A 24,995-nucleotide genomic window follows, 5' to 3' on the forward strand; every position below is an offset into this window, starting at 1 on the left:
TTATTTTGTATACCGTCGCATACTATCTTTATTGCCCGAGAGTTTTAGGCTAAGACAGCCTCAATCCAACGAGTCGCGCACCTGCGCCGCAGGGCAGCGCCGATCATCCCCAAATCGGAAAGGATCCCCGATGGCCACGTCCAATACCCCCGACATCATCTATACCAAGGTCGATGAGGCCCCCGAACTGGCAAGCGCCTCGCTCTTGCCGATCATCCAGCGCTTTGCCGCCGCCGCAGATGTGAGCGTGGGCACCAAAGACATTTCGCTGGCGGGCCGCATCCTTGCCGCCTTTCCCGAGCATCTGACCGAAGAGCAGCGGATTGCCGATGATCTGGCGGAACTGGGCGAATTGGTTAAAACCCCGAATGCGAATGTGATCAAGCTGCCGAATATCTCGGCCTCGGTGCCGCAACTTCTGGCGGCAATCCGCGAGTTGCAAAGCCAGGGCTATAACATCCCCAACTATCCCGAAGAGCCCGCGAGCGACGCCGAAAAGGCAGTGCGCGCGAGCTATGACGCGCTCAAGGGGTCTGCTGTGAACCCGGTTTTGCGCGAGGGCAATTCCGACCGCCGCGCCGCCGCCGCCGTCAAATCCTATGCCCAAGCCAACCCGCATCGCATGGGTGAGTGGTCGTCTGAGAGCAAGACGCGCGTGGCTGCAATGTCAGGCGGGGATTTCTTCTCGAACGAGAAATCCGCAACCCTGCCGCAGGCCAGCAAGGCCAAGATCGTGTTGGAAACCGCCAGCGGCGAAACCGTGCTCAAGGACGGGCTGAGCTATCCGGCGGGGACGGTGGTGGATGCCACCTATATGAGCGCCGCCGCATTGGACAGCTTTCTTGCCGAGGAAATCGAGCGGACCAAGGCAGAGGGCGTGCTGTTTTCGATCCACCTCAAGGCCACGATGATGAAGGTCTCGGACCCGATCATCTTTGGGCACGCGGTCAAGGCGTTCCTTGCCCCGGTGTTCGAGCAATTCGGCGATGAAATGGCGGCCTTGGGCGTAAACCCGAATTCGGGGTTGGGTGATCTCTTGGCCCGCGTCAAGGACAACACCGGGATCATGGCGGCGATTGACGCCTGCATGGCCACGCGCCCGCCGCTCTACATGGTGGACAGCAGCAAGGGGATCACCAACCTGCATGTGCCCTCGGATGTGATCATTGACGCCTCAATGCCTGCGCTCATTCGTGCGGGTGGCAAGGGCTGGGGCCCGGACAATCAGGAACATGACGCAGTCTGCGTCATCCCCGACAATGCCTATGCACCGGTCTATGACGAGGCGATCAAGTTCTTTAAGGAGAACGGCAAGCTGAACCCCGCCACCGCAGGCACGGTGCAGAACATCGGCCTGATGGCGCAGAAGGCCGAAGAATACGGCAGCCACCCGACCACGTTTGAGATTGCGCAGTCGGGCACCGTCAAGATGATCCTTGAGGATGGCACCGTGCTGCACCAGCAGAACGTTGAGGCTGGCGATATCTGGCGCTCGGCCTCGGCGCGCAAGGCACCGATCGAGGATTGGGTCAATCTGGCCATCGAGCGGCAGAAGGCCACCGGCTATCGGTCGATTTTCTGGCTGGATGCGGCACGCGCCCATGACGCGGAACTGATCGCGATGGTCAAACCGATCCTTGCGGCAAAGGGTGTGGAAGACAAATTCGAGATCATGGCCCCGCGTGAGGCGACCCGCGCCTCGCTGGAAACCATCACCAAGGGCGAGAACAGCATTGCCATCACCGGCAACGTGCTGCGGGATTACCTGACCGACCTGTTCCCGATCCTCGAACTGGCCACCAGCGCCAAGATGCTGTCGATCGTCAAACTGATGAGCGGTGGCGGCATGTTCGAGACCGGCGCTGGTGGCTCAGCCCCCAAACATGTGCAGCAATTGCAGTCGGAAAACCATCTGCGGTGGGACAGCCTGGGCGAGTTCTGCGCCTTGGGCGAGAGCCTCAAGTTTCTGGCGGAGACCAGTGGCAATGCGCGGGCGCGGGTGCTGGGCGAGGCGGTTGACACCGCGACCCAAGGCATTCTGGACCATGACCGCTCGCCCAGCCGCAAGGTGGGAGAGCCGGACAACCGCGACAGCCATTACTGGTTTGCCCGCTACTGGGCCGAGGCGCTGGCGGTACAGACCGAGGATGCCGCACTGGCCGCCGAATTTGCCCCGGTGGCACAGGCGTTGGTCGAGAACGAGACCAAGATCGTCAGTGAACTGGCCGCAGCCCAAGGCAAGCCTGCCGATATTGGCGGCTATTACCACGCCGATCCGGCCAAGCTGGCGGCGGTGATGCGCCCAAGTGCGACGCTAAACGCGATTATCGGCTGATAAACCCTATGCCGCGCGGCCCCTTTGGTCGCGCGGTTCACTCTCCGACCGGGGCCACGCTGTTGCCGGCCAGTTCCTCTGAGAAGGCACGCGGCAGAGGGGCTTTGCCCAGACGGGCGCGGTAGGCGGGCAGGCTCTCGGCCACGCGCATCACGTAATTCTGTGTCTCTCGAAACGGGATATGTTCGATCCAGTCGATGATGGCATGGGCATCGCGCCCACGCGGGTCGCCATAGTCCTCGATCCATTGCGCGGCGCGCGCCGGACCGGCGTTATAGCCCACCGCGACCAGAACGATATTGCCGCCAAACCGCCCGCCCAGCCCCGCCAGATAGGCAGACCCGAGCCGTGCGTTATAGGACCAGTCATTGAGCACGTCCGAGGGCACATAGAGCAGGCCCAGATCGCGGGCCATGTCACGGGCTGTGCCGGGCATGAGCTGCATCAGCCCCTGCGCGCCCGCGCCACTGACCACCACGGGGTTGAATTCGCTTTCGCGCCGGGCAATGGCCAAGGCCAGTTCCGTCGGGGTGGGCAGATCCATGTCTGCCATAGGATGCAGGGCGTAATAGGGCCGCTCTACGATCAATCCGCGGTCTGCCGCCGTTTTGCCCAACATGACCTGAAGATGAGGCTGTTCCAGATCTTCAAGCATATGGCCCATCTGCATCAGACCGGTTCGATCCTGCGAGTCCGCCAAGTGCAGAAAGAACCGCCGCGCGAGGCCCAGATCGCCCATGCGCAATGCGAGCGTGCCGATCTCGTGCAGGTCGGTACGGGCAAACGCGGCGCTGCGCCAGTCCGGTGAGGTCTCAGCCCCGGCAAGGCGCAGATCGAAGGCGAGGCCACCTGCCTCTGCGGCGAGCAACCCGTAAAAGCTGGTCTGATAGGCGGCCCCTTCGGCATAGGCCAGATGTGCCGCCTCGGGGTCGCCCAGCGCGTCTTGGGTGCGGCCGATCCAATAGCCTGCGCGCCCCAGCGAAATTGGCGTGGCAACGGCGGCGCGGAAGCGTTGAAAATGGTCAAGCGCCAGCTCTGGCGCATTGAGATAGGTCAGCGCCAGATAGCCCGAGAGCCATTCGAGATCGGCGTAATCCGACCCCTCGACCAATTGATGTACCGAGGCGATATCATAGGCCAGTTGCGCGTCACCGGCGCGCATGCTCTGGCGGGCCAGTGCACGCCGCCAGCTTGCCCAGCGTTCAGGCGCTCCCAGACCGGCCTTGATCCTGCTTTGCCGCAAGAGCACGGCGATGGCATCCTCGGGCGCGTTGCTGAGGTGACGGGTGAAGAGTTCGAACGCGATGCCGGGATGGCGGGAGTCGGCCTCTGTCAGCCCTGCGCCGCCGTCGCGCTTGACGGTGCCGCGCAGTTTGGCCAAGCGGCGGGCCTCGTCTGAGACCAAGGGCAGCATGTCGGTCACATCCTCAAGACCGCGCCAGAGCGCCATGTCCAATCGTGCCTCGTGATGCGGGCCCAGAAGCGGGCCGAACGCACGCAGGATGTCCTGATGTTCAGCCGTGGTCAGATCGAGCGTGCGCCATGCCAGAACGATCCCGATCTCAGCCTCGCTCTGCCGTCCGCGCGCCAAAAGCGCATGCGCGAGGTTCAGAGCGCCGGTGCCTGTCTGCGGAAGATACCCGTCATAGAAGGCCAGAACGTCATCAAAATCGGCATGGGTCATCGGCTCTTCGCTCTGCTGGCGCAGATAGTCGAGTCCGGGCCAATGCGCGTTTCGGTCAAGAAAATCGAGAATCGCCGCAGGGTCGCCCAGACCTGCACGCAAGCGATGCCATTCGATCAGATCGGCGGCGGCGGCACCATCGCGCCGCGCCAGACGCGCCGCCACCTCCCATCGTCCGGCCTGAATGGCGTCAAGCGCGCTGGCCAAAGGGCGCGGCGCCTGTCGTTGCAGATCCGCCGCATGCGTCACCGAAACCGGCAAAAACAGCCCGAAAACCATGATCAGCGCGCGCAACATCTCTTGCATTTCCCGCTATTGCGAAGGATAGACAACGCCAGCCTAAGCGGCCCGCGCGCCCGCGTCCATTGATGATGCCGGTGAATATGCGCGGCCAACCGCCTATGGCGCGAGAGAGCAATGCGGGCCCAAGCCCACAGCAGTCAGACAAGAGGAGCGTGTCATGTTCAAAGGATCTTTTCCTGCCTTGGTCACGCCGTTCAAGAACGGCGCGGTGGATGTGGAGACGCTCAAGAAACTGGTGGAATGGCATATCGGTGAGGGCAGCAACGGTCTTGTGCCGGTGGGCACCACCGGCGAGAGCCCGACCCTGACGCATCAAGAACATGAGATGGTCGTTGAAGAGGTGGTGCGCGCCGCCGCAGGCCGGATTCCGGTAATTGCGGGGGCTGGAAGCAACAACACCCTTGAGGGGATCAGATTGATGCAGCACGCCCATAAGGTGGGGGCCGATGCGGCGCTGGTCGTAACACCCTATTACAACAAGCCGACTCAGGCTGGGCTGATTGCGCATTTCACCGCGCTGCACGATTGCTGCGATCTGCCGATCATCATCTACAACATTCCCGGACGCTCCGTAGTGGACATGAGCCCCGAGACCATGGGTGTGCTGGCGCAGTTGCCGCGGATTGTCGGCGTCAAGGACGCGACCGGCGATCTGGCGCGGGTCTGTGCCCAGCGGATCACCTGCGGCAAGGATTTCATCCAGATTTCCGGCGAGGACGCCACCGCGCACGGGTTCAATGCCCAAGGCGGGGTTGGCGTGATCTCGGTCACCGCCAATGTTGCGCCCAAACTGGTGGCGCAGGTGCAAGAGGCGACGCTGGCGGGGGATTATGCCAAGGCGCTGGATTTGCAGGATCGGCTGATGCCGCTGCACAGGGCTATCTTTGTCGAGCCGGGGTTGGTTGGCGTCAAATACGCCATGTCGCGGTTGGGCCTGTGCAGTGAAGAGGTCCGCTCGCCTCTGGTTGGTCTGAGCGATCCGACCAAGGCGCTGGTCGAAGCTGGCATGCGCCATGCCGGGCTGATCAACTGAGTCATTAGAAACGAAGCGAAGGCGCAAAGCGGGAGGCCGAACCGGCCCCCCGTCGCCTGGTCTTATTTCACCTCGCCGGTGGGGCGCAGGGGCGCCGCGCGCATTCACGCAGGTCAGAGACGGCGGCCCCCTGCGCCAAAGCCACCGCAGAAAGTGCCCCAGACAAGAGGCTGAGAGACAGGGAAGCGAAATTGCTCCTTGAGGTTCAAAAGATTCATCAGCTTAGAATAGCTCTAATCAGAAAGCCCGGCGCGGATTGATTTGCCTCGAGAACCGGGCGAGATGACAGTCTCGTTCGGCAAAATACCATGGTCTGGGCCGGGCGTTCCTAACCGGCAGACTTTCGCGTCATTTTTGTCTCAAATGCAGGCGCAATGCGGCTATGCCTTGATTTCAGGCATGATCCGGGGCTAAGCCGCGCCGCAACAGGTTGCCATTGGCAGCCCCCTGAAATTTGCAACCGCCTGAGGCCCATGATGCAACAGCCAAACCTAGCCCCCGTTCCCGAGCTCTATGTTTCCTATGAGAGCGCCCAGAAGCTAAAAGTGGAGGCGGCAGATCTGACGAGCTGGGATCTGACGCCGCGGCAGATCTGTGATCTGGAACTGTTGATGAATGGCGGGTTCAATCCGCTCAAAGGGTTCATGGCTGAGGCCGATTACGACAGTGTGGTCGAAACCATGCGGCTGGCCGATGGTTCGCTCTGGCCGATGCCGATCACGCTTGATGTGAACGAAAAATTCGCCGACGGCTTGGAAATCGGACAGGACATCGCGCTGCGCGACCAAGAGGGGGTGATCCTCGCCACCATGACCGTCACCGACCGCTGGACGCCCAACAAGGCGCGTGAGGCGGAAAAGGTGTTCGGCGCCGATGATCTGGCGCATCCGGCCGTGAACTATCTGCATCACACAGCAGGCAAGATTTATCTGGGTGGCCCGGTTACCGGCATTCAGCAGCCGGTGCATTACGATTTCCGGGGGCGTCGTGACACGCCCAACGAATTGCGCGCGCTCTTTCGCAAACTGGGCTGGCGGCGCGTCGTGGCATTCCAGACCCGCAACCCGCTGCACCGCGCGCATCAGGAATTGACGTTCCGCGCCGCCAAGGAGGCGCAGGCCAACCTGCTCATTCATCCTGTCGTGGGCATGACCAAGCCGGGAGATGTGGATCATTTCACGCGCGTGCGCTGCTACGAGGCCGTGCTGGACAAATATCCGTCTTCTACCACCACGATGAGCCTGCTCAATCTGGCGATGCGCATGGCCGGCCCGCGCGAAGCCGTCTGGCACGGTCTGATCCGCAAGAACCACGGCTGCACGCATTTTATCGTCGGGCGCGATCATGCCGGTCCGGGCAAGAACTCTGCCGGGCAGGATTTTTACGGCCCCTACGATGCACAGGAACTGTTCAAGCAGTATCAGGATGAGATCGGCATCGAGATGGTCGATTTCAAACATATGGTCTATGTGCAGGAAAAGGCGCAGTACTACCCGATTTCCGAAGTACCGGAAGGCTCTACCGTTCTCGACATTTCCGGCACCGAACTGCGTCGCCGTCTGGCGGAAGGTCTGGAAATCCCCGAGTGGTTCTCTTTCCCCGAAGTGGTGCGCGAATTGCGCCGCACCCGTCCGCCCCGGTCCAAGCAGGGCTTTACCGTGTTCTTCACCGGCTTTTCAGGCTCGGGCAAATCCACCATTGCCAACGCTCTGATGGTCAAGCTGATGGAAATGGGCGGGCGTCCTGTGACCCTGCTCGATGGCGATATCGTGCGTAAGAACCTGTCGTCTGAACTCGGGTTCTCCAAAGAGCATCGCGACCTGAATATTCGCCGCATCGGGTATGTCGCCTCTGAGATCACCAAGAACGGCGGCATCGCCATCTGCGCCCCGATCGCGCCCTATGCCACCACCCGCCGCGCGGTGCGCGAGGATGTTGAACAGTTTGGCGCCTTCATCGAAGTGCATGTGTCCACGAGCATCGAGGAATGCGAGCGGCGGGACCGCAAGGGTCTCTACAAACTGGCGCGTGAGGGCAAAATCAAGGAATTCACCGGGATTTCCGATCCCTATGACGTCCCCGAGAATCCCGAGTTGCGCGTTGAGACCGAGAATGTCGACGTGGACAACTGCGCCCATCAGGTCATTCTCAAGCTGGAGAGCCTTGGCTTGATCGCTGGCTGATCTGTGATCTGTCCGAATGAAAGAGGGCCGTCCCGTGATCGGGGCGGCCCTTTTTCGTTAGACGCGCGTTAGAGGGGCGGTTCAGTGAACCGTCACCGGCTCCATATTGTTCTGACGCGCCAGAAGAAACGCCAGCTTGCGGTCTTTGACCAGCGCCAGACGCTCACCTTCGGCGGTGTATAACGCGTAAAGCGTCGTCAGGTCGCCCAGCTGATCGCGCATCTCAGCGGGCAGATCATCAACCTCGACCGCGCGCACATAGACGATTGGGCGGTCTGCGTCCTGTCCGAATTCGTATCTCGTTTCCATGATGGCTTACCCTTTGTTGATCTTGATCCGTTGCACAACCGGCTCTGGCTGAGCGCGCGTGAGATCGACATGTAACAAACCGTTTTCCATAATCGCTTCGCCCACCTCGACGCCGTCCGCCAACACAAACGAGCGCTGAAACTGGCGCGCGGCGATCCCGCGATGCAGATAAAGCCGGTCCTCAGCCTCATCGCCCTGACGGCCACGGATCACCAATTGACGATCCTCGACGGTGATTGCCAGATTTTCTTCGGCAAAGCCCGCGACGGCCAGCGTGATGCGATAGGAATTCTGTGAGGTCTGTTCGATGTTGAAGGGCGGATAACCCTCATTCCCGGATTTGGCGCTGCGTTCCAGCATCCGTTCCAGTTGTTCAAACCCCAGCATATAGGGGTGCGACCCCAGAGTAAGCTTTGTCATCGACACGTCCTTGAGCTTAAGCGACCGTCCATTATGCAGGCCCCGTTATGGCGACCTCGGCCTCAAATATGGGGTTTGCTCTGCATGCGTGCAAGGGCTTTGCGAATGCGGTGCGATTCAGTATCTTGTATTTTCAATCCCCCAGAGGAATCGCGTGCCATGAATGCCTATAGCGACCTGTCGATGAAATCCGAGGATGTGCTGCGCGTCGAGCTGGAGGAATTCCGCCGCGAGCATCGCGATCTCGACGAGGCCATCCGTGCGTTGCAAGACAAGGGCACGGCGGATCAGCTGATGATGCAGCGCCTCAAGAAAAAGAAGCTGTGGCTGCGTGACATGATTGCGCGGATCGAGGACCGTCTCTATCCGGACATCATTGCGTAGCGGTCTCTGATCAGTATAGTGCGCGCTTCTAGACGAGGGGCGTTTTATGGCAGGCGTGAAGATCGGCATCATTATGGGCAGTCAATCCGACTGGTCCACCATGCGCGAAGCGGCGCAGATTCTGGACGAATTAGGTCTCAGCTATGAGACCAAGATCGTCTCGGCGCATCGCACGCCGGACCGGCTCTGGGAGTATGGCAAAACGGCGGTCGCGCGCGGCTTGCAGGTGATTATCGCCGGGGCTGGTGGCGCGGCGCATTTGCCGGGGATGATGGCCTCCAAGACCCGCGTGCCGGTGATTGGCGTACCGGTGCAGACGCGGGCGCTGTCGGGCGTCGACAGTCTTTATTCCATCGTGCAGATGCCAAAGGGGTTTCCGGTGGCAACCATGGCAATCGGGGCGGCGGGCGCGGCCAATGCAGGGCTGATGGCCGCAGCGATCCTCGCCAATTCCGATGCCGATCTGGCGCAACGGCTGGACGCATGGCGTGCGGCGCTGTCGGCCTCTATTCCGGACGAGCCCACCGATGACTGAGCCCCTTTCCCCCGGCGCGACGATTGGCATTCTGGGCGGCGGTCAACTGGGCCGCATGCTGGCGGTGGCGGCCTCACGGCTGGGCTTCAAGACCTGCGTGTTCGAGCCGGGGGACGATTGCCCCGCGAGCCATGTGGCGCACACCCATATCAAGGCTGAGTACGCGGATGAGGCGGCACTGCGGCGCTTTGCCGAGAGTGTCGATGTGATCACTTATGAGTTCGAGAACATCCCCACCGCAGCACTCGATCTGCTGGAGCCGTTGCGCCCGGTGCGCCCCGGCAGGCGCGCGCTCAAGGTCAGTCAGGACCGGTTACTGGAAAAGGCCTTTCTGAGCGATCTTGGCCTGATGACCGCGCCCTTTGCCGCCGTGGACGATGCCGGTGATCTGGCCGAGGCAATGGCCGAGATCGGCCTGCCCGCAATTCTCAAGACCCGCCGATTTGGCTATGACGGTAAGGGACAGGCGCGGATCATGACGCCCGCCGATGCCGAGCAGGCCCTGGCCGACATGGGCGGGCAGCCCGCGATCTATGAGGGTTTTGTCGCGTTCAGCCACGAGGTTTCGGTGATTGCCGCGCGCAATATCGCGGGCGATGTGGCCTGCTTCGATCCCGGTGAGAATGTGCATGAGGGGGGTATCCTGCGCACCACCACGGTGCCCGCGCGCCTGACGCCTGCCCAACGCACCGATGCCGTCCTCTTGGCGGCCAAAATTCTCAACAGCCTGAAATATGTCGGCGTGATGGGCGTGGAACTCTTTGTCACGCCGGGGGGGCTTATCGTCAACGAAATCGCGCCGCGCGTGCACAACTCGGGCCATTGGACGCAGCAGGGCTGTGCGATCGACCAGTTCGAGCAGCATATCCGCGCAGTGGCGGGCTGGCCATTGGGCGATGGCACGCGCTATGCCGATGTGGTGATGGAGAACCTGATTGGCGATGACATGGACCGGGTGCCGGATCTGGCCCGTACGGCCGGGGTCTCGATCCACCTCTATGGCAAGGCAGAGGTCAAGCCGGGCCGCAAGATGGGTCATGTCAACCGCATCACGACCAAGCCCTGAACCAAGGTTCATCTGGCTCAAAATACCTCGGGGGGTCCCGGACATCGTCCGGGACGGGGGCAGAGCCCCCGCTCTTAATCCCCTGCCGCCAACAGCGCCTCTAGCCCGGTGCGATAGTCGGGATAGATCAGTTCAATCCCCAGCTCATCCTTGATCCGACGATTCGAGACCCGTTTCGATTCCGCATAAAATGACCGCGCCATGGGTGTCATCTCGGCCTCATCATAAGCCACCTCTTGCGGTAGCGGCAGCCCGAGCAATGCGGCGGCATGTCCGATGACATCCTGTGGTGGGGCCGGATCATCATCGCAGATATTATAGACCGCCCCCGGGTTGGGGCGGTTGATCGACGCCTCAAGCACCTGTGCAATATCGTCCACATGGATGCGGCTAAAGACCTGACCCGGTTTGATAATCCGCCGCGCTGTGCCTTGGCGAACCTTCTCGAAGGGTCCGCGACCGGGGCCATAAATGCCCGCAAGGCGAAAGATATGCAGCGGCAGGTCCGGGATCGCCTGCCATGCGGTTTCAGCCTCGACCCGCATCTGACCGCGTTTGGTCGCGGGGGTAAGCGCGGTTGCCTCATCCACCCAACCGCCCGCGTGATCACCGTAAACGCCGGTGGTCGACAGATACCCCACCCAGTCAAGCCGGGGGGCTGTCTGAGCAATCACATCGCGGTAGCGCGTCAGAACCGGGTCACCTGCTGCATCCGGTCCGGCGGAAATCAGCAGATGCGTGGCAGAGGCCAGCGCCGGGCCAAGATCCTCATCGGGCCAGAGCGCGGGCGTGATCCCCTCGCGCCGCAGCGCCTCGGCCTTGTCGGGGTTGCGGGTGGTGCCAATGATGGTCCAGCCCTGCGGCAACAGGCGGGCTGCGAGCGCGCGGGCGGTAAAGCCGTGTCCAAAGGAGAGCAATGTTTTGGTCATGGCTCTTACATGGCGCGAGAGGTCAGATTTGGCAAGGTGGCGGGGAGTCGCCGGTGGTACAAATGGTCTCTGGCGCGAAAAGGGAGAACCGGGCATTTTGCGCGCAACGTTTTGCAGGAGCTGCCATGTCTTTGATCAGCCGTCGTCATGTTCTGGGTCTCATCGCGACGGTGCCACTGGCCGCCTGCTCTGGACGTGGCCCCGAGGTATCCAGCCGCGGAGCGCCGACAGAGCCGCCGCTCTATCCCAATGAAACGCCCGCATTGCGGAGGTTGATCAACACATATGCGGATCATTACGAGGTGCCGCGCAGTCTTGTGCATCGCTTGGCAATCCGCGAGAGCAGTCATCGTCCCGGCGTGCGCAACGGGCCTTATTACGGTCTGTTGCAGATTTTGCCGCAAACTGCGCGGAGCATGGGGCACAGGGGCCCTGCGTCTGAGTTGCTCGATGCTGAAACCAACCTGAAATACGGGGTCAAATATTTGCGCGGGGCTTATATCGTGGCAGAGGGCGATCCGGACGCCGCGATCATGTGGTATGCACGGGGCTATTACTATGAGGCCAAGCGCAAGGGGCTGCTGGTGCAAACCGGTCTGCGCTCGGCGTGATTGGTCTGTAGGGGACGTTTGCCCCCAGAGTTTCTGCACCGTTTTGACCCCAAACCCCTTAATGCGCGTAATCTGAACCTTCAGCGTCCAGAATTGCCTTTAACTCGTCAAGATGCCGCTCTGCCTGACCGGGATAGTCATCGAGTTCCTGTGCAGTCTTTTCCGCCACCTCGTCAGACAAAACACGCAAGGGACGCCCGGTTTGCAGCGCGCGGATATAGGTCTCGGCGGCGCGCTCGAAATAATAGAGCCGGTTGAAGGTGTCGGCCACGCTGTCGCCCATCACCATGACGCCATGGTTGCCCATGATCAGCACCTTTTTCTTGGGATCGGTCAGGAGCCGCGCACAGCGCGCGCCCTCATCCTCAAAGGCCAGCCCGCCATAGGCCTCGTCCACAACGTAACGATTGAAGAAAGTTGCGCAATTCTGGTCGATGGGGGGCAGGCGGCTGTCAGCGAGGCTGGCCAGAACCGTGGCGTGGATGGAATGCACATGCATGGCGCAGCGCGCATGCGGGCAATGCCGGTGCAGCCCACCATGCAGGCCCCAAGCAGTGGGATCCGGGGCATTCGGCCCTTTCAGCGTTTCGGGGTCGTTCGAATCCACAACAATGAGGTCACTGGCGCGGATGCGGGCGAAATGCATCTGGTTGGGGTTCATCAGAAAGCGCGTGCCGTCGTCGTTGATCGAGAGGCTGAAATGATTGGCCACCGCCTCATGCATGTTGAGGCGGGCCGTCCAGCGAAACGCGGCGGAGAGATCGACACGTTCCTGCCAGTGATCCATATTGGGTTTCAGGGTGGTCACATTCATGAGGCTGTCCTTTCGTTGTCAGTCAGGGGCCGCGAGGCGACCCAAGCATAGCCGTTTTCGCACAGGATGCAGCATTCGCGCAGCCCATGCGGTTTGTTGGTGGGCGGTTGCAAGATCATACCACCGGCAGTTTCGGCGCGCCCGGCGGCGGTGTCTGGATCGCTGTCGAAGAGGTGAATCGAGGCCCCCGCCCCACGCGGCGGGGTTTCGGGCACCAGCCCGAGGATCGGATTGGCCGAATAGGTATGATCGGCATGCAGCTGCATCACCTGCCCAGCATAGGTCATAATCGCGAAATCCGCGCTGAGGCGGTGGGCGGTCATGCCAAAAACCTCTGTCAGAAACGCGGCCTCGGCCAGCACATCGCGCACCAGAAGATTGAGGCCAAGCCCACGCAGGCCCGCCCCGAATGCCGCTGGCGTGATGGCGTCATAGTCCATATGCATGCGCTCCTTGGGTGGCAGCTTGATCATGCCCCCCGCGCGTGTCAACCTGAGATCACGCAGCAGGAGACAGGCATGAGCATGCAGACCCCGGACCAGATCGCCCCACAGGCGTTCACCGACGCGCGTGCGGCTGTAGAGCGGCTCTGTCTGCTGTACGAGGCGAGCACCGGGTTTCTGTGCACCTCCTTCGCGCGGGCGCTGGCCGGAGAGCTGCCACAGGGGCGGGTGCGGGCCTATTATCCCGGAATCCGCCTGACCACCACCACCTATGCCAAGGTCGACAGCCGCCTCAGCTTTGGTCACGTTTCCAATCCCGGCACCTATACGGCAACGATCACCCGGCCCGATCTGTTTCGTGCCTATCTGGAGCAGCAGTTGAGCTTGCTCATGGAAAATCATGGTGTCGGGGTCACGATCGGCCTCTCTGACACACCAATGCCGGTGCATTTCGCGGTGGCTGGCAACGCCGGGCTGAGTGTACCGCAGGAGGGTGCTGCAGAATTCACCTTGCGCGATTATTTCGATGTGCCGGATCTGGCGACCACCAATGACGATATCGTCAATGGCACATGGCAGTCAGGGCCGGATGGGGCGGCGCCGCTCGCCCCCTTCACCGCGCAGCGGGTGGATTATTCGCTGGCGCGGCTCACGCATTATACCGCAACCGATCCCTGTCATTTTCAGAACTATGTTCTGTTCACCAATTATCAGTTCTATGTCTCGGAGTTCGAGACCTATGCACGGCGCATGCTGGCGGATGCGGCAAGTGGTTATTGCGCCTTTGTCAGCACGGGCAATGCCGAGATCACGCAGCCCGATGGCACCTTGCCCACGCCCGAACGTCTGCCACAGATGCCCGCCTATCACCTCAAGCGGGCCGATGGATCGGGGATAAGTCTGGTGAATATCGGGGTAGGTCCGTCGAACGCCAAGACCGCCACGGATCATGTTGCCGTCTTGCGCCCGCATGCTTGGGTGATGGTGGGGCATTGTGCCGGGCTACGCAATTCGCAATCGCTTGGGGATTTTGTGCTGGCACATGCCTATCTGCGAGAGGACCGGGTGCTTGATGCCGATCTTCCCGCATGGGTGCCTATTCCGGCACTGGCGGAAATCCAGATTGCGCTGCAAGAGGCGGTGGCGGCAGAGACAGAGTTAGAGGGGTTTGACCTCAAGCGGGTGATGCGCACGGGCACGGTGGCCAGCGTGGACAATCGCAACTGGGAGTTGCGCGATCAATCCGGCCCGGTGCAGCGCCTGAGCCAGTCGCGAGCCATTGCCCTCGACATGGAAAGCGCCACGATTGCCGCCAATGGGTTCAGATTCCGGGTGCCCTATGGCACCCTGCTTTGCGTCAGCGACAAACCACTTCAGGGCGAGTTAAAGCTGCCGGGCATGGCGTCCGATTTCTATAAATCTCAGGTGTCGCGGCATCTGATGATCGGAATTCGCGCCATGGAATCACTGCGCCGGATGCCACTGGAACGCATCCACAGCCGCAAATTGCGCAGCTTTGAAGAGACAGCCTTCCTCTGACCCCACGAAAATGCGCACAAAATCCAGCAAAATGACTTGCTTTTGCCCACTAGCCGTTGTGTTTAGCCACACCATAGCGTTAAATCACGCGCATGAGGCCCAAGAGACGGGCAGTTGCAAGGAGACCATAAAATGGCAAAACCCATGACCAAGACCCAACTCGTCGCCGCTCTGGCCGAAGAAATGGGCAACGACAAGAAGACCGCCGGTTCGGCGCTGGATTCCGTGATCGCAATCATCACCCGCGAAGTATCCGCAGGCGGTGCCGTGACCCTGCCTGGCATTGGCAAGATCTACTGCCGCGAGCGCCCCGAGCGCATGGTGCGCAACCCCGCCACAGGCGAGCAGATGAAGAAAGAGGCCGACAAGGTGGTGAAGATGACCATCGCCAAGGCACTCAAGGACAGCGTCAACGGCTGATCGCCTCATGCGCCGGAGTTGTCTCTGCGCGCAGCAGTCATACCAAGACCATAAGGGCCGCCCAAAGGGCGGCTTTTTATTTGTCCCCGCCGTTTGGCTGGATCAGGCGATCTTGAGGACGATCTTGCCGATATGACCGCTCGATTCCATCCGCGCATGGGCGGCGGCGGCATCCCCCAGCGGGAATTCGGAATCCATCACAGGGGCAATCTTGCCTGCCTCCAGCAGCGGCCAGACATGGATGCGCAGCGCCTCGGCGATCCGGGTCTTGGCGAGATTGCTTTGCGGGCGCAGGGTGCTGCCGGTAATCGTGAGCCGCCGCATCATCACCTGACTGAAATCGAGGTCCACCACTGGCCCTTGCAGAAAGGCGATCTGGGCGAGGCGTCCGTCATCGGCCAAGGCCTTGACGTTGCGGGGCAGGTAATCGCCGCCAACCATATCAAGGATGAGGTCCGCGCCCCCCTCGGCGCGCAGAACCTCGACAAAATCCTCGTCGCGGTAATTGATGGCCCGCTCGGCCCCCAATTCCGAGCAGACGCGGCATTTCTCGGCATTGCCAGCGGTGGTAAAGACGCGCGCGCCAAGGGCATGGGCCAGCTGAATGGCGGTCGTGCCGATACCGCTTGATCCGCCATGCACAAGAAAGCGCTCACCGGCGGTGAGGCCGCCACGCTGAAAGACATTCGACCAGACAGTGAAGAAAGTTTCAGGCAGGCAGGCGGCCTGCTTGAGGGTCATACCACGGGGCACCGGCAGGCAATGCGCAGCTTGGGTGGCGACATAGTCAGCATAGCCGCCACCGGGCAAAAGCGCGCAAACCCGATCGCCAAGCGCCCATTCCGTAACCCCTGCGCCAAGCGCCACAATCTCGCCCGCGCCCTCTAGCCCCGGCAGGTCAGAGGCTGTGGGCGGCGGCGCGTAGAGACCCGCGCGTTGCAGGGCATCGGGGCGGTTGACCCCGGCATAGGCCAGCCGGATCACCACCTCGCCCGCACGCGGGTTCGGGATCGGCCGCGACGTGAGTTGCAACACCCCGGGGCCGCCTGCCTGCGTGATTTCAACGGCCTGCATGGTCTTGGTCATTGTGATGTCCTTCGTAATCTTTAGGTTGGGCCATTCCAGCGGCCCGGCATGCCAGTGTGCTGCGCGCCTTGGGGTGCACGGATGCGCGACAGAAAACTGAGCGGTCCCGCCATGAGGCCAGACACCAGCCGATTGGCGCGGGCCTTCGCCTTGAACGTCTCGATCTGCATCACGTCCTCGATGCGGCGATCCAGAAACTCCACTGTTTTTGTATTCCCGTCGCTGTCATCCCCCAGCCAATAGAGCACCGTCGCACCGTAAACGCCCGAGAGTGTCGCGCGTTTTGTGTACCAGTTCACATCCTGGGACGTGTCGCCAAGGGCCGTCCAGATATGATCGGCGGTTTGCCAGAGCGCGCGCGCGCCATCAGCGGCATAGGGCGGCAGCGAAAACAGAGCCATGCCCCGGCGCACAAGTTCGCGGTCCTCGACCACATCGAGCCGGGCACGCACGGCAAAGGCCACGCGATCACGAAAACGCAGGGCGCTGAGATCGGTTTCAGCCAGACGTTCCAGCATCGCGGCATCTCCCGCTGCATGATAGGCCAGCGCCAGATCCACCGCACCGCGCGGGCAGATGGCAGCGACAAGGCCGGGGGCAATTCCGGCATCCTCGGCGGCGAGGCGCACGGTTGTGTCGCTCCAACCATCAAAGGGCACATGCAGCGCTGCGGCGTCGAGCAGACGGGTCATAAGATCGGGTTCAGACATCGACGATCCTCCTTGCGGCGCACCCTAGACAAATCCAAGACGCTTTGCTATACGGCGCCTTCCTGCAATCTATTGCAACTTTAACTTAGGAAGGTGGTGACACCACATGCAGGTTAGTGTTCGCGACAACAATGTCGATCAGGCGCTCCGCGCTCTGAAGAAAAAACTGCAGCGCGAAGGCGTTTTCCGTGAAATGAAGCTCAAGCAACATTTCGAGAAACCGTCCGAAAAGAAAGCGCGCGAGAAGGCCGAAGCGATTCGCCGTGCCCGGAAACTGGCGCGTAAGAAAGCGCAGCGCGAAGGCATGCTCTAAGCTTTTACCGCGGTTTTTTGCGGCACGAGGCGCCTATCCCAAAAGATCGGACACCGATTTCAGGATCAGATTGGCGTTACTTTTGACGACCCCCGAGCGGATGCTTCGGGGGTTTGTCGTTTCTGGAGTGTGATTTTACGGAGCGGCCCCAGAGTAGTGCAGCCCATAAAGCCCCGCGATCAGCTGAGTTGGCAAAGCGCCGCGTCTTGGCCGATCGACGTGACAAAGCGCCCCTGCGCGGTGTCGCGGATTGCATAGCCATAACCGCGCAGGCGGTGTTTCCATTCGCGCTCGGACACGGCGAGGTGACGCTCGCGCAGGACGAAATTGCGGATTTCTGTGGTGCTGTCGATCTGATTCAAGCTCATCGTTTCCATCCCTGTTAAAATTTGCCTCTGACCTCAGGGATAGTTGACGGATGTGGCCGCAATCGTGCTGGATTATGGCAGGGCTGGGGAATTGTCGCGGCAGCGTCTAGCGCGCGGCGGCGTCAACACCGGGCAGTTGCGCGGCCTCATCCCGGCGCGCGGCAGCCGCAGCGATGAGCGCGCGAAAGATGCCAATTTGCCGATGCGCATAAAATAGATGTTCGGGGTGCCATTGCACGCCCAAGGCAAAGGGTTCCGTCACCCTTTCGATGGCCTGGATCATGCCGCCGCTGTCATGGGCCGCAATACGCAGGCCATTCCCCAATCGGTCCACGGCCTGCGTGTGCAGGGCATTGACCTTCATCGGGGCAGTGCCCGCAAGAGCGGCCAGTCTGGTGCCCGGTTCGATATGCACGGTCTTGCGCGGCAGCACGGTGCGGATGTGATCGCTGGCCTCATAGGTCGCGTAGGCGTCCTGGTGCAGCGTGCCGCCGAGGGCGATATTGAGCATCTGACTGCCGCGACAGATGCCCAGAACCGGCTTGGCATGCTCGAACGCCGCCAACACCAACCCGCGTTCGAGCGCGTCGCGATCCGGATCAAGCCGGGCCGACGTGACAAGCCGCCCACCATAGAGATCGGGCGAGATGTCATCGCCGCCCCCGATGATGATTCCGTCCACGGTCTCGATATCTGCCGCACGCCCGGCCTGCCAGCGCAGCGCCCGCCCGCCTGCCAGCCAGACGTTGAGCGCGATGAGCGGGAAGATCCGCCAACCTGAACGGCGCGAGACAGTGACCCCAATCGCGGGGCGGCGCAAAGTCATGCGCGATCCAACCCCGCCGATTGCAGGATGCGGCCCGCACGGGTTGCCCACCCCTGACGCGAAAGGGTGAGAAGCCCGTGATCGTCTTCCCATGCCTGCGCCAGACGGCTGAGCAGCGCGCGGTCCGCGGCCACCCGTTCGACCGTCAGCCAGCGTTGCCATTCATCGGCAATTGACCAGTCGGGTTCATCTATGCGGCAGTCGGGCAGGCGGAAATGAAACGTCGGTCGCGCAGAAGTCTTGTCAGAAATCGCCGCCGCGATGCGGTCGGGGTCGAAATGCGCGAAGAGCGGCAGCATGTCGAGACCGCGATTGCGGCTGGGCGTATGCGCGAGATAGAGGCCCATCACATTGTCGCGCGTGGCCTCTGGCCCGGCGGCAATCAGGGCGCGGGTGAAATCAATCGGATAAGGATCGGTGAACGGCAAGAGGCGGCGCGAGTCGTCGATCGGGTTGGACATGCGCAGCCAATCCTCGATCAGCGCATAGGCCATAAGCGGGCGGACGGTGTCGGCGTCGGCGGTGCTGGCGATCTCGATGTTGAGATGCAGGCCAAAGCCAAAGAACCAACCCGCGCCACTGCCCAGCGCGCCCGCCTTACGCAGGGTGTCGCGCAGATCGTCGAGCCTGGTGAGACCATCAAGATCAAGCGGCTCGGTGACGATCTCAACCGGCACCACCTCTCGCCCCAGATCGAGCGCCAGATCGCGCAATTTGCTCTGCTGTGCCTTGCGCAGAAAAATATCAAGATAGACCTCAATCCGGCCAATCTGACTGGCTTCGACCTCCCATATATGGCTGTCCACCTGGCGTGCAGTGCCGTTCAGCGCAGTGGCGCATAACAGGGCTATATCGGCCTCGGGCAGGCCGCCAAGTTCGATCTCGACCCCGACGCGGCGCGCACGACCTTCGGCATTGAGAGGTTGTGGAAGGGGGGCAAACACCGTCACAGGCTCAGAGCCCGGCCTCGGCCTCGATCTGCGCACGCGACTTGCGAGAACGTTCCGTCGCAGATTTGAGCTGACCACAGGCCGCCATGATATCCTCGCCTCGGGGCGTTCGGATGGGGCTTGCGTATCCGGCCTTGTAGATGATGTCTGCAAAGCGTTCGATCCGCTCCCAATCGCTGCGCTGATAGGGGCTGCCGGGCCATTCGTTGAACGGGATGAGATTGATCTTGGCCGGAATGCCCTTGATCAGTTGCACGAGACGGCGGGCGTCGGCATCGCTGTCATTGACCCCCTTGAGCATCACATACTCAAAGGTGATCCGCTCTGAATTGGAGAGGCGCGGATACTCGCGCAGCGTGTCCAAGAGCGTGGCGATGTTCCATTTCTTGTTGATCGGCACCAGCGTATCGCGCACGGCATCGGTGGTGGCATGGAAGCTCACAGCCAGAAGGCAGCCGATTTCCCCGGCCGCGCGCGCAATTTCGGGCACGACACCAGAGGTGGAGAGCGTAATACGGCGGCGCGATAGGGAAATCCCCTCGCCATCCATGGCGATCTTCATCGCGTCGCGCACGTTGTCGAAATTATAGAGCGGCTCGCCCATGCCCATCAGCACGATATTGCTGATCAGGCGCGGACGCTCGCCCGCAGGCTCGCCGGGGCGTGGCCATTCATTGAGGTCGTCGCGTGCCAGCATGACCTGACCGATGATTTCGCCCGCCGTCAGGTTGCGGACCAATTTCTGAGTGCCGGTGTGACAGAAGGAACAGGTGAGCGTGCAGCCCACCTGAGAGGAAATGCACAGCGTGCCGCGATCGGTTTCGGGGATATAGACCACCTCGACCTCGTGCCCGCCTGCGATCCGCACAAGGTATTTACGGGTGCCATCGGCGCTGACTTGTTTGCTGACGACTTCGGGAATGTCGACCAAGAAGGTTTCAGCCAATTGAGCGCGATACGCCTTGGCCAGATTGGTCATGGCGTGGAAATCGCGCACACCCCATTGGTAAATCCATTGCCAGATCTGGTTCACCCGCATCTTGGCCTGTTTTTCGGGTGTGCCATGTGCGATCAAAACCTCGCGCAGAGCCTCACGTGTGAGCCCGACGAGGTTCACCGGGCCGTCGGGCAACTTGCGGGGGATTGTCAGAACATCCTGTGTGATTGGGGTCGTATTGGTCATGGGCCTGTCGCGGTTCGGGCTGGGATATGATCCCATATAGGATTCGCTGACGAATTCCAAAGGGTTTGGCGACTAAGGCCGCCAAACCGCTGCATGCAGTCGAAACGTGGATGGATCAGGCGGATGCGTGCAATCCGGCCATGACGCAGAGCAATTCAAACATGATCGACGCGCCCAGAAAGGCCGTGCTGCCGGAGGTGTCAAAGGGCGGAGAAACCTCGACCAGATCAGCGCCGATAATATTGACCCCCTGCAGACCGCGCACCACTTGCAACGCCTGATAGCTGTTGGGACCACCCACCTCGGGCGTGCCGGTGCCGGGGGCAAAGGTCGGATCGACAAAGTCGATGTCATAGCTGACATAGGTTTCGCCCGCGCCTGCAATCTCGCGCGCCTCGGTCATCACATCCTCGGGACCGCGCGCATGGAATTCCTCGATCAGAATGAGGCGGATACCCTCAGCCGCCGCGAAATCGCGATCCTCGGTGTCATACATGGTGCCGCGCAGGCCGATCATCACCACGCGTTTCGGATCAAGCAGCCCCTCTTCGACTGCACGTCGAAACGGGGTGCCGTGGGTATACATCGTGCCGCCGAAATACGAGTGATAGAGATCGGTGTGGCTGTCGAAATGGATCATGCCAACGGGTGCGCGACGGGCCAGAGACCGCAGCACCGGCAGGGTGGTAAGGTGATCCCCCCCTGCAGTAAGCGGGATGATCCCGGCGCGGGTGACCGTATCGTAGAATTCCGTGATCCGCCGCATACTGTCGAGAATATCCGCAGGGTTTGGCCCCACATCGCCCAGATCAGCGCAATTCACCGTCTCGAACGGGCGCATGCCAGAGGTCGGATGCTGCGCGCGGATCATGGTGGAGGCGTCGCGCAGTTGGCGGGGGCCATGGCGGGGGCCGGGGCGGTTGGTGGTGCCACTGTCCCATGGCACGCCGATCAATCCGATTTGCACATCATTGTAACGCTCATGCCCGTTGGGAACATAAGGAAGCCGCATGAAGGTGGGCACACCGGCAAAGCGCGGCAACTCGAATCCGGACACCGGGTGAAAGAAGGGATCGGAGGTCATGACAGTCCTTTCAGGCGTTTGCGAGAGGTGACGGGGCCGTCGCCCTGTGCGTTGATGCGGGCAATGGCATCCCGGATGGGTTCATAGGCCACGGCCATGTGATGCGCGTTGGCATGCAGGAGTGTGTCAGGGTCCGACACCCACGCCACATGCCCGCGCCAGAAGAGGAGATCGCCGCGCTGGAGCGGAGCGGTTTCAGACAGAGGCTCGCCAAGGCTTTGCTCTTGCGGACCGCTGTCGCCAGGGCAGGAGATGCCGCACGCAAGACAACCCGCCTGCACCAGCCCCGAACAGTCGATGCCAAAGCTGGAGTTTCCCCCCCAGAGATAGGGCGTGCCAAGGTAGGTTTCGGCCACGGTAACAGGATCGGTGTCGGGCACCCCAAGCGGCGTGAGATGGGCGTGTGGCACATATCCTTGTGGGGTTTCGCAAAAGCGACCGTTCTCCGAAAGCACCTGAAGCCGCGCGCCGTGACTGAGGCTGAGCCGCTCGGCCGCCTTGAAATCCGGCGCGGGGTAGAGATGCGTGGCGCGGGCGCTGACCCGGTGGGTGACGGTGCCCCCTGTCAGGGCCGCTTGAGGCAGATAGCCGGGGTATCCGTCGCGGGTGGCACGGACCGCGATCCAGTCTGGACGAGATCCTCGGGTCAGGCCCGAGGATGACGGAGAGGGCGTATCGGCAACCTCGACGCCCTCTCCCATCAAGAGCTGCCTGTCGCGCGGGCCTTCGGGACTGCGCAAGAGATCAACGATGGGACAGGCAATCAGGCGGGTTGTGGTCACAGTCCCAGCACCTCGGGCAGCGCATCCAAAAGCGCGCGCGCGCCCATGCCGACGCCGCCCTTGGGGCGGGCGGGGGCGGCGGTGGGTGTCCAGCCGTAGATATCGAAATGGCTGTAGTTGAGCCCGCCCGCGAAGCGCCGCAAAAAGAGCGCCGCGGTGATCGACCCGGCAAAGCCCCCTGAGGGCGCGTTGTCGAGATCGGCGATGCCCGGCTCGATCATCGCCTCATAGGGTGTGTGGAACGGCAGGCGCCAGACAGGATCAGCCACGCGCGCGGCGGCGGCCTCTAGTGCCACGGCAAAACGGGGATCGTCGGTGTAATAGGGCGAGAGGTCCGGCCCAAGCGCCACGCGTGCGGCCCCGGTGAGAGTGGCCATGGAAATCATCAGATCGGGCGCATCCTCGGCCCCGTAGGCCAGCGCATCCGCCAGCACCAGCCGCCCCTCGGCATCGGTGTTGTTCACCTCGACCGTCAGGCCATTGCGCGCGGTCAGGATATCGCCGGGACGAAAGGCATTGCCCGCAACCGCGTTTTCCACCGCCGGAATGAGCACGCGCAACTGCACCGGAAGGTTGAGCGCCATGATCATATGGGCAAGCCCCAGAACCGTGGCCGCCCCGCCCATGTCCTTTTTCATTAACCCCATCGAGGAGCCGGGCTTGAGATTGAGCCCGCCGGTGTCAAAACAGACCCCCTTGCCCACCAGTGTCAGTTTTGGTCCCGTGTCGCCCCATGTCATATCAATGAGGCGCGGGGCCACTTCGGCGGCGCGGCCAACGGTGTGGATCAGCGGAAAGTTCTGCGCGAGCAGGTCCTCGCCCTGCACGCAGGTCATGCGCGCGCTCTGCTGATCTGCGTTGGTGGCGCAGTCGGCCTCAAGCGCGGCGGGACCTAGATCTTTGGCGGGCGTATTGATGAGATCGCGGGTCAGCGCCTCGCCCGCCGCGATGATTTCGAGCCGGGCAGCATCGACCCCTTTGGGGGCTATGAGGCGGGCCTTGGCAGGGGCCTGATCGCGGTAGCGTTCATAGGCGTACTGCGACAAGAGCCAGCCCAGCGCCTCTGTTGCGGCCTGCGCATCTGGAAGGCCCTCGACACGGTAAGTGCCCGCAGGCAGGGCATTGGCGATCGCCGCGAGGTGAAACCGCGCGCGCGCGCGCGATGCCTCAGTCCCGTAACCGCCCAGAGCCATGGCGATCCCACCCGCCGCATCCGGCACGACGAGCGTGCGGCCAATCGCGCCGGTAAAGCCCATCGCGCCCACCCATGCGCGGACCTGCGGTGTCTGTCCGGCCAGCCAAGGGTCAAGCCCGCCCTCAGCGACCAGATGGAGCGGGATGGCAGGTGTGTCGGGCGCAGCGAATTTGAGGCTCATTTAGGCAGACCTTATAGCGGGGTTCTTGCCTGACACCCTAGCCACGATTGCGCCGCCCGCAACCCGTCAAATCATGGGGTTGATAATGGGGGGTCTTGTACGTCCCAAATCTCGCAGAGCGACCGTTCACCGATCCGCATAAGCCGTGCGAAGGTTGCGGCGAGCGCGTTCGCATCGCCCGCGTCGATGCACCCTGTCACTTCCCCCGCCACCCGCGCCAGATGCTGCATGCCGATCTGATCCGCGATGGCAATCAGGCTGCGGGTACATTTACGCATTTCCGGAATCTGCCCCTCGCGGTAGAACCGCTCGGCATGGGAAAGCCGCGTCGCCAGTTCCTCCAGCGCGCGGCAGACCACGTCTTCGGCGCTGCTCTCACCCAATTGGAGATAAAGCACCGCAAGCCGATGGGTATCCAGCCACACCTGTTCTTGTTGTTTCAGCAATGTCACCCGTTCCACAGTCTCACCCATATTTCATTGACTACGACACCCCCACGGCAGCCGCAGAATGCATCATCGCAGTTCCCAAATGGTTTCAACCGGGGCAATTTATTGCTCGAATTCGAAGCGAATCCCGACTATTGACCAGATCACCGCCGCAAATCACGGGAGAGACCATGGAACACGCCCGCCCCCTGCCCGCCTATCTGGTGCACCGTTTTCATGGCTGGAAGGCCACGAGCTATACCGAGAACCAGTCATGGTATCGACATCTGGCGCAGCAAGGTCAGCATCCGCGCGCCATGGTGATTTCCTGTTGTGACAGCCGCGTGCATGTCACCTCGATCTTTGGCGCGGATCAGGGCGAATTCTTTATCCATCGCAATATCGCCAATCTGGTGCCGCCCTACGAGACCGACGGCGGTCAGCATGGCACTTCTGCGGCCGTGGAATTCGCGGTGACCGCACTGCGGGTGGCGCATCTGATCGTGATCGGTCATTCCGCCTGTGGCGGCGTAAAGGGCTGTCTGGAAATGTGTTCGGGCCATGCACCGGAACTGGAAAAACATACAAGTTTTGTCGGGCGCTGGCTCGATATCCTGCGACCTGGATATGAGCGTATCAAAGACATGACCGACGAGGCAGAGCAAATGAACGCTCTGGAAAAACAGGCGGTGGTGATCTCTCTGGAGAATCTGATGACGTTTCCCTTCGTGGCCAAGGCCGTGGCGGATGGCACGCTGACGCTGCACGGGCTCTGGCACGAGATCGGTTCTGGGGCGCTGGAGCAGTATAGCGGCAATCAGGACGCCTTTTTGCCGCTCTGAGCGCGCATCCCCGGCGCTGCGATCTGGAGCAGGCCGGGG

At 61.8% G+C, this 24,995-nt stretch carries 27 protein-coding genes; 11 read left to right on the forward strand and 16 right to left on the reverse strand.

Annotated elements, in window-relative coordinates; genetic code table 11:
* The first annotated feature begins 130 nt into the window (after positions 1-130).
* The gene (locus ACN0SW_RS03875) at positions 131-2,335 is read left to right on the forward strand and encodes an NADP-dependent isocitrate dehydrogenase (RefSeq protein WP_417726586.1); all 2,205 of its coding nucleotides are present in this window, start codon (positions 131-133) and stop codon (positions 2,333-2,335) included.
* 37 nt (positions 2,336-2,372) lie between these two features.
* On the opposite strand, the gene ACN0SW_RS03880 is transcribed toward ACN0SW_RS03875, so the two are convergent.
* Positions 2,373-4,325 carry a lytic transglycosylase domain-containing protein gene (locus tag ACN0SW_RS03880; protein WP_417726587.1) on the reverse strand — a complete coding sequence of 651 codons (1,953 nt, stop codon included), beginning with the start codon at positions 4,323-4,325 and terminating at the stop codon, positions 2,373-2,375.
* A gap of 154 nt (positions 4,326-4,479) precedes the next feature.
* Here ACN0SW_RS03880 and dapA point away from each other — a divergent pair, with 154 nt between their 5' ends.
* Complete coding sequence (dapA, locus tag ACN0SW_RS03885; RefSeq protein WP_417726588.1) at positions 4,480-5,355, forward strand: 4-hydroxy-tetrahydrodipicolinate synthase; 876 nt, start codon at positions 4,480-4,482, stop codon at positions 5,353-5,355.
* A 476-nt stretch (positions 5,356-5,831) separates the two neighbouring features.
* Complete coding sequence (locus ACN0SW_RS03890) at positions 5,832-7,538, forward strand: bifunctional sulfate adenylyltransferase/adenylylsulfate kinase (RefSeq protein ID WP_417726589.1); 1,707 nt, start codon at positions 5,832-5,834, stop codon at positions 7,536-7,538.
* A gap of 81 nt (positions 7,539-7,619) precedes the next feature.
* Here the strand turns inward: ACN0SW_RS03890 and ACN0SW_RS03895 are convergent, their stop codons facing one another.
* Together ACN0SW_RS03895 and ACN0SW_RS03900 are read right to left on the reverse strand one after the other, a co-directional pair.
* Complete coding sequence (locus ACN0SW_RS03895; RefSeq protein WP_417726590.1) at positions 7,620-7,847, reverse strand: DUF1150 family protein; 228 nt, start codon at positions 7,845-7,847, stop codon at positions 7,620-7,622.
* Positions 7,848-7,853: 6 nt separating this feature from the next.
* A complete protein-coding gene (locus tag ACN0SW_RS03900; protein ID WP_417726591.1) occupies positions 7,854-8,267 on the reverse strand; it encodes an Hsp20 family protein in 414 nt (137 codons plus the stop codon).
* Positions 8,268-8,426: 159 nt separating this feature from the next.
* On the opposite strand from ACN0SW_RS03900, the gene ACN0SW_RS03905 reads away from it, so the two are divergent.
* From ACN0SW_RS03905 to ACN0SW_RS03915, 3 genes are read left to right on the forward strand one after another with little or no spacing between them, the layout of a single operon-like run.
* Positions 8,427-8,651 (forward strand): YdcH family protein, encoded by a 225-nt coding sequence (locus tag ACN0SW_RS03905; RefSeq protein ID WP_417726592.1) that lies wholly within the window; start codon positions 8,427-8,429, stop codon positions 8,649-8,651.
* A gap of 46 nt (positions 8,652-8,697) precedes the next feature.
* Positions 8,698-9,186 (forward strand): 5-(carboxyamino)imidazole ribonucleotide mutase, encoded by a 489-nt coding sequence (gene purE, locus ACN0SW_RS03910; RefSeq protein WP_417726593.1) that lies wholly within the window; start codon positions 8,698-8,700, stop codon positions 9,184-9,186.
* On the forward strand, positions 9,179-10,252 hold the full coding sequence (locus tag ACN0SW_RS03915) for a 5-(carboxyamino)imidazole ribonucleotide synthase (RefSeq protein ID WP_417726594.1): 1,074 nt from the start codon (positions 9,179-9,181) through the stop codon (positions 10,250-10,252). Before purE ends, ACN0SW_RS03915 begins: the two co-directional genes overlap by 8 nt.
* Positions 10,253-10,326: 74 nt before the next feature.
* Here the strand turns inward: ACN0SW_RS03915 and ACN0SW_RS03920 are convergent, their stop codons facing one another.
* Positions 10,327-11,181, reverse strand: coding sequence for an SDR family oxidoreductase (locus ACN0SW_RS03920; RefSeq protein ID WP_417726595.1), 855 nt, complete (start codon positions 11,179-11,181; stop codon positions 10,327-10,329).
* A gap of 125 nt (positions 11,182-11,306) precedes the next feature.
* Between ACN0SW_RS03920 and ACN0SW_RS03925 the strand changes: the two genes are divergently transcribed.
* Positions 11,307-11,792, forward strand: coding sequence for a transglycosylase SLT domain-containing protein (locus ACN0SW_RS03925; RefSeq protein ID WP_417726596.1), 486 nt, complete (start codon positions 11,307-11,309; stop codon positions 11,790-11,792).
* A gap of 58 nt (positions 11,793-11,850) precedes the next feature.
* On the opposite strand, the gene ACN0SW_RS03930 is transcribed toward ACN0SW_RS03925, so the two are convergent.
* Together ACN0SW_RS03930 and ACN0SW_RS03935 are read right to left on the reverse strand one after the other, a co-directional pair.
* Positions 11,851-12,606 carry a class II aldolase and adducin N-terminal domain-containing protein gene (locus ACN0SW_RS03930; RefSeq protein WP_417726597.1) on the reverse strand — a complete coding sequence of 252 codons (756 nt, stop codon included), beginning with the start codon at positions 12,604-12,606 and terminating at the stop codon, positions 11,851-11,853.
* Positions 12,603-13,046 (reverse strand): VOC family protein, encoded by a 444-nt coding sequence (locus tag ACN0SW_RS03935; protein ID WP_417726660.1) that lies wholly within the window; start codon positions 13,044-13,046, stop codon positions 12,603-12,605. The genes ACN0SW_RS03930 and ACN0SW_RS03935 overlap by 4 nt, the downstream gene beginning before the upstream one ends.
* A gap of 78 nt (positions 13,047-13,124) precedes the next feature.
* Here ACN0SW_RS03935 and ACN0SW_RS03940 point away from each other — a divergent pair, with 78 nt between their 5' ends.
* Both ACN0SW_RS03940 and ACN0SW_RS03945 read left to right on the forward strand, forming a co-directional pair.
* Positions 13,125-14,588, forward strand: a complete 1,464-nt coding sequence (locus ACN0SW_RS03940; protein ID WP_417726598.1) for an AMP nucleosidase — start codon at positions 13,125-13,127, stop codon at positions 14,586-14,588.
* 132 nt (positions 14,589-14,720) lie between these two features.
* Positions 14,721-15,008: an HU family DNA-binding protein gene (locus tag ACN0SW_RS03945; RefSeq protein WP_417726599.1), complete on the forward strand. Its 288-nt coding sequence runs from the start codon at positions 14,721-14,723 to the stop codon at positions 15,006-15,008.
* Between the two features lie 102 nt (positions 15,009-15,110).
* Here the strand turns inward: ACN0SW_RS03945 and ACN0SW_RS03950 are convergent, their stop codons facing one another.
* Positions 15,111-16,094 carry an NAD(P)H-quinone oxidoreductase gene (locus tag ACN0SW_RS03950; RefSeq protein WP_417726600.1) on the reverse strand — a complete coding sequence of 328 codons (984 nt, stop codon included), beginning with the start codon at positions 16,092-16,094 and terminating at the stop codon, positions 15,111-15,113.
* A gap of 20 nt (positions 16,095-16,114) precedes the next feature.
* The gene (locus ACN0SW_RS03955; RefSeq protein WP_417726601.1) at positions 16,115-16,804 is read right to left on the reverse strand and encodes a COQ9 family protein; all 690 of its coding nucleotides are present in this window, start codon (positions 16,802-16,804) and stop codon (positions 16,115-16,117) included.
* A gap of 106 nt (positions 16,805-16,910) precedes the next feature.
* Here ACN0SW_RS03955 and rpsU point away from each other — a divergent pair, with 106 nt between their 5' ends.
* Positions 16,911-17,117 carry a 30S ribosomal protein S21 gene (rpsU, locus tag ACN0SW_RS03960; RefSeq protein ID WP_008207378.1) on the forward strand — a complete coding sequence of 69 codons (207 nt, stop codon included), beginning with the start codon at positions 16,911-16,913 and terminating at the stop codon, positions 17,115-17,117.
* Positions 17,118-17,296: 179 nt separating this feature from the next.
* On the opposite strand, the gene ACN0SW_RS03965 is transcribed toward rpsU, so the two are convergent.
* The 8 genes from ACN0SW_RS03965 to ACN0SW_RS04000 all read right to left on the reverse strand — a co-directional run bounded on the left by ACN0SW_RS03965 (position 17,297) and on the right by ACN0SW_RS04000 (position 24,159).
* Entirely contained in the window at positions 17,297-17,485 is a 189-nt protein-coding gene (locus ACN0SW_RS03965; protein WP_417726602.1) for a hypothetical protein, read from the reverse strand.
* A 106-nt stretch (positions 17,486-17,591) separates the two neighbouring features.
* A complete protein-coding gene (locus tag ACN0SW_RS03970) occupies positions 17,592-18,311 on the reverse strand; it encodes a gamma-glutamyl-gamma-aminobutyrate hydrolase family protein (RefSeq protein ID WP_417726603.1) in 720 nt (239 codons plus the stop codon).
* Positions 18,308-19,255: an amidoligase family protein gene (locus ACN0SW_RS03975; RefSeq protein ID WP_417726604.1), complete on the reverse strand. Its 948-nt coding sequence runs from the start codon at positions 19,253-19,255 to the stop codon at positions 18,308-18,310. Before ACN0SW_RS03975 ends, ACN0SW_RS03970 begins: the two co-directional genes overlap by 4 nt.
* Before the next feature lie 10 nt (positions 19,256-19,265).
* Entirely contained in the window at positions 19,266-20,444 is a 1,179-nt protein-coding gene (rlmN, locus tag ACN0SW_RS03980) for a 23S rRNA (adenine(2503)-C(2))-methyltransferase RlmN (protein WP_417726605.1), read from the reverse strand.
* A gap of 115 nt (positions 20,445-20,559) precedes the next feature.
* Positions 20,560-21,528 carry an agmatinase gene (gene speB / locus ACN0SW_RS03985; protein ID WP_417726606.1) on the reverse strand — a complete coding sequence of 323 codons (969 nt, stop codon included), beginning with the start codon at positions 21,526-21,528 and terminating at the stop codon, positions 20,560-20,562.
* Entirely contained in the window at positions 21,525-22,310 is a 786-nt protein-coding gene (locus tag ACN0SW_RS03990; RefSeq protein ID WP_417726607.1) for an NlpC/P60 family protein, read from the reverse strand. The genes speB and ACN0SW_RS03990 overlap by 4 nt, the downstream gene beginning before the upstream one ends.
* Positions 22,307-23,686, reverse strand: a complete 1,380-nt coding sequence (locus ACN0SW_RS03995; RefSeq protein WP_417726608.1) for a leucyl aminopeptidase family protein — start codon at positions 23,684-23,686, stop codon at positions 22,307-22,309. Before ACN0SW_RS03995 ends, ACN0SW_RS03990 begins: the two co-directional genes overlap by 4 nt.
* 71 nt (positions 23,687-23,757) lie before the next feature.
* Positions 23,758-24,159: a hypothetical protein gene (locus ACN0SW_RS04000; protein WP_417726609.1), complete on the reverse strand. Its 402-nt coding sequence runs from the start codon at positions 24,157-24,159 to the stop codon at positions 23,758-23,760.
* Between the two features lie 146 nt (positions 24,160-24,305).
* On the opposite strand from ACN0SW_RS04000, the gene ACN0SW_RS04005 reads away from it, so the two are divergent.
* Entirely contained in the window at positions 24,306-24,956 is a 651-nt protein-coding gene (locus ACN0SW_RS04005; protein ID WP_417726610.1) for a carbonic anhydrase, read from the forward strand.
* Positions 24,957-24,995 lie beyond the last annotated feature (39 nt).

This window comes from Roseovarius sp. (assembly GCF_048262375.1).
Lineage (GTDB): Bacteria > Pseudomonadota > Alphaproteobacteria > Rhodobacterales > Rhodobacteraceae > Roseovarius.